This window comes from Rahnella contaminans (assembly GCF_011065485.1).
Taxonomy (GTDB): Bacteria; Pseudomonadota; Gammaproteobacteria; order Enterobacterales; family Enterobacteriaceae; genus Rahnella; species Rahnella contaminans.
This window is the reverse complement of the sequence record NZ_JAADJS010000010.1, coordinates 34015-37741: the sequence shown is the minus strand read 5'-3', so window position 1 is coordinate 37741 and position 3727 is coordinate 34015. Positions and strand designations below refer to the sequence as shown.

4 protein-coding genes are annotated in these 3727 nt (G+C 37.0%); 2 read left to right on the top strand and 2 right to left on the bottom strand.

Annotation, left to right across the window (positions count from 1 at the left end; translation table 11 throughout):
• The first annotated feature begins 495 nt into the window (after positions 1 to 495).
• Both GW579_RS23550 and GW579_RS23545 read left to right on the top strand, forming a co-directional pair.
• Entirely contained in the window at positions 496 to 1089 is a 594-nt protein-coding gene (locus GW579_RS23550; protein WP_165062230.1) for a hypothetical protein, read from the top strand.
• A complete protein-coding gene (locus GW579_RS23545; protein WP_165062228.1) occupies positions 1090 to 1446 on the top strand; it encodes a hypothetical protein in 357 nt (118 codons plus the stop codon).
• A gap of 155 nt (positions 1447 to 1601) precedes the next feature.
• On the opposite strand, the gene GW579_RS23540 is transcribed toward GW579_RS23545, so the two are convergent.
• On the bottom strand, positions 1602 to 2519 hold the full coding sequence (locus GW579_RS23540) for a hypothetical protein (protein ID WP_165062226.1): 918 nt from the start codon (positions 2517 to 2519) through the stop codon (positions 1602 to 1604).
• Positions 2520 to 2819: 300 nt separating this feature from the next.
• On the bottom strand, positions 2820 to 3686 hold the full coding sequence (locus GW579_RS23535) for a helix-turn-helix domain-containing protein (protein ID WP_165062225.1): 867 nt from the start codon (positions 3684 to 3686) through the stop codon (positions 2820 to 2822).
• Positions 3687 to 3727 lie beyond the last annotated feature (41 nt).

Genomic DNA, 3727 nt, shown 5'->3' with positions numbered 1-3727 from the left:
AAAACAGGCAAAAAAAAGACCGAATACTGTTATAGTTCATTAGAATCAATAAGTTAGAAAAAGAAATGGCGGCAAAATGGCGATAGCTTTCCCCGTGTTGATTTGGCCACCTGATTTTAGCGATAAAGTAATGTGCGTTGATTTAATTTTTATACATAATGGTCTAAATCCAACTGCCATTCTAAGATACCTTAAATGCTTCAAACAGAGGGAGTGATAAAAGGTGCTCAAATAACATAATAAATGTAGATGATCAGTCAAGTTTGTAATAAAAAGCAGAAAGACATTAGAAAATTCGTTCTAAAATAATGCTAAAAGAGCTATCGTCCTAGCTAAATCCAGTTGCTTCACTTGAGAGGGTTAGGCTCCGCAACAAGGTGAGATTCCAATGGATCAAAACTCTTAGTTGTATGTCTAAGTGTTTTAAAACGAACTAACGCGATGCAACATATGTAGTAATGCATATCCATGATGTTAAAATTTCAAGGAGATAATATGTCATTCTCAAGTTTGCTAAAAGACAACATTTCGCTATTAAAAAAGAATGGCGAAAGAATTGATGGCATTAAAGCCAGTGTTCAATCCAAAAAAACGTTTATCAATCAATCAGATATATTAATTGAAACAGGAGACTTGATTCAAAGAAGGATGTCGAATGGAGGTGAGGAAACTTATGAAGTTATTGATCCAGGCTTTCATGAACGGCATGGTTCAATCGCTGCAGGCTATCAAATCACACACAAAAAGCTTGGTTTACCTGAAGCAGATAAAGCAGTACAGAATATAACCTACAACATCAGTGGAGCTAACTCTCGTGTTAACAATCAGTCAATAGACAATTCAATAAATATTTCCAGTTTGGATTCTGATGTTGCCGAACATATTGCAATGCTACGCTTAGAGATAGAGAAATTAATTAACAGGCCTGAAGAAAAACAAGAAGCATTTGAGGTAATTGATGCAATAGAAGGACAATTTTCGTCTGGTAACCCTAGCAAAACAGTCGTCAAAACATTATTAGCATCCTTACCTACTATAAGTAGTATTGCATCTATAGGTTCATTCTTATTACGCTGTTTAGGAGTATAAATGAAACTGGATACTTATGTTGAAGAAACAATAAAACAGATTATAACTGGCATCAGTGCAGCCCAAGAATTTGGTGAAAAAAATAACGCAAAAGTTAATCCTGCATCAGTATCTTTCAATCATAACAATTCAACTAATGTTTTCTGTACAAATACAGGGGTTCCGATCCAACAAATAGAATTTGATATTGTTGTATCAGTAAATGAAGGTAATAGTAGCACTGATGCTCCAGAAATTACCGTTGGCTCATCCACGATTTCAGGTAGTGCACAAAGTTCTGAAACAACTAATACCTCTACCAATCGCATAAAATTTTCTATTCCCGTACTTTTACCAATATCTGGAAAAAGATTGTGATGTTTTACTAGGCCAGCTTAGCTGGCCTATACACCAAATTGTCTAATTTATAGAGCATACTCCAAACACTATTTCTGACTCTTAATCTTAATAGCCGTGAGGCCCCTCTGACTTGACTACTACCTTTAGAAATACGTAACCAAGAGGTATTTTGATTATGGTTTATTACTAAGATCCCGACAGTCAGGGCAAGTGTGTGTACCTTCTCCTAGCCAAGAACTCATTTCTTCCTCAGGCCATTCTGAACCACATACATCACAAGTGACTTCAATTGAACCTGAGTCTTCAGCACCACAATACGTGCAACGATATCCAGTTGAAGAGTCGTGGTTTTGAATTAATGTGTCGTAACCACAATCATCGCATGTATATTGCTTCCAATTAACAAACTCCATGAATTTTGGTCTGACTCCACGGAAGGCTTCTTTTCTGGCATCACTGACATCCAAATGCCCCTCATGAATTTTATGTTCATATTCGTCTGATAGTATCTTATAAGTTTTAGCTGCCTCTTTAGAAACTTCTTTATCAAGATCATATAAACTGAATATGTCAGTAAACTCAGCCAACCCTCTAACCAGACGTCCCATAGTTAACCGAACATCTTTAATAGAAAATGCAAATTCGTAGTGCTCTATTGAATTGCGAAGATGTTTCATCCAATCAATATCATCTAGTAATTCTTTATCAACTAGAGCCACTGAAGTTACTCTGCATTTTTCCAGGGCGGCTATTGATAGTGCTTGATCCAAAGTAATAGTATGTGGATTCGTAAGTACTTTGATAAGGTTTTCAAAGTCAAAACCTTCCGCTTGCATACTTTTAAGCGCATCCGAAATGTTAATTTTTTCATTTTTTGCACGTTCTACAACGGCTCTATAGCACTTGGAGTAAATTAAATTTTCATCTAATGTTTGAATATACATCTTCAGAGTTAATTCAAAACAATGGGACAAATGGAGAATGGCGAATTTAAACGCTTTGTAATCTCCCTCTTCTCCCTGCCTGAATTTCGTTATAGCTTCATTAAAGCTATCTAAAGCATTAGATTTTAGATCAAGTTTAAATTCCATTTTTCCCTTCTTACTGTGATTGGATGTATCTTTATTCTTACATAATTAAGAAGGTCGTGCTATAGCAAAAAAAACCAAAGACTACCATCCACTAAAAGTTGTCAGCCGAGATGAATCAATTCTTGCTGGAGATAACCAGAGAAATTCTGAAGGGCGAACAATGGGATGCAGATTTCCGCCAAATATCATTAATAAATTTTCGTTAGGGCAGGGGCATTCTAAATGCCCCCACGTCAAAAAAACCCAAGGAGAGTAACTATTCAGCTGTTTATTTATATAAATAGTTATTTAACTTTCCTCCTAGATAGCATTTTTTAATATGACAACAACTAACCCTTTTGCTTTCACTTCATTTATTAAACACTCAAACTCACCATCATGACCAATGATTCGAATTTTATTACCAGGGCGTTTGGAGACGGTATAAATATCTAGGGTGCCATCAATATCTAGCAACCAAGATCCATTGGATAACTCATTAACCCCCATTTCAATCAGCCAAGAAGATTTGCCACTACGCACAAAGTTCAAATTGTTGAGATTCACGCCATCTGGAACAAATGACTGATCAATATAGCAAAAACCATCATCATCAAGTTTTCCAGCCAGAAGTATTTTCTTGCTGACCATCGGTATTCCTGAGGAGGTGGTTTCCTCTAGAGAGGCTATGCCCATTTCTCCGGTAGCCAACCATTCAAGTGAAGCACCGGTATCTAATGCGCAGGTAATTACTACGTCACCAGGAAAATATTCTCTTCTTACCCAGGTACTGATCGTTCCTGAGGAAATATTTAAATGCTCGCCAAGTTCTTTTTGCGTTCTGAAACCATAAGCTTCAATGATTCTGCTTAAAACCGCCCGCCCGCCTGAGGAAAGCATTTTTTTAAGCAGTACATGCCCAGAACTTGAAGTGTCTTTTTTTGTGATTTTTAAGCTTTCATTTTTTGCAAATGCAAACTCACCAGTAACTAACCATTTCAAGTCAGCTCCTGTGTCCAATGCGCATTTGATGATTGCATTCCCAGGAACACTCTTGCGTTGAACCCAGGCACTTACATTATTTGAAGGAACATCCAGACAGCTGGCTAAAGCTCGTTGAGAAGTCACCCCATAAGATGAGGAAAGGCGTTCAACGATATGCGCAGCACTGTCTTTAGTTTCAGGCATAGATTCACCAAAATGAGCACGAAAGTGATTTACATGAGCAA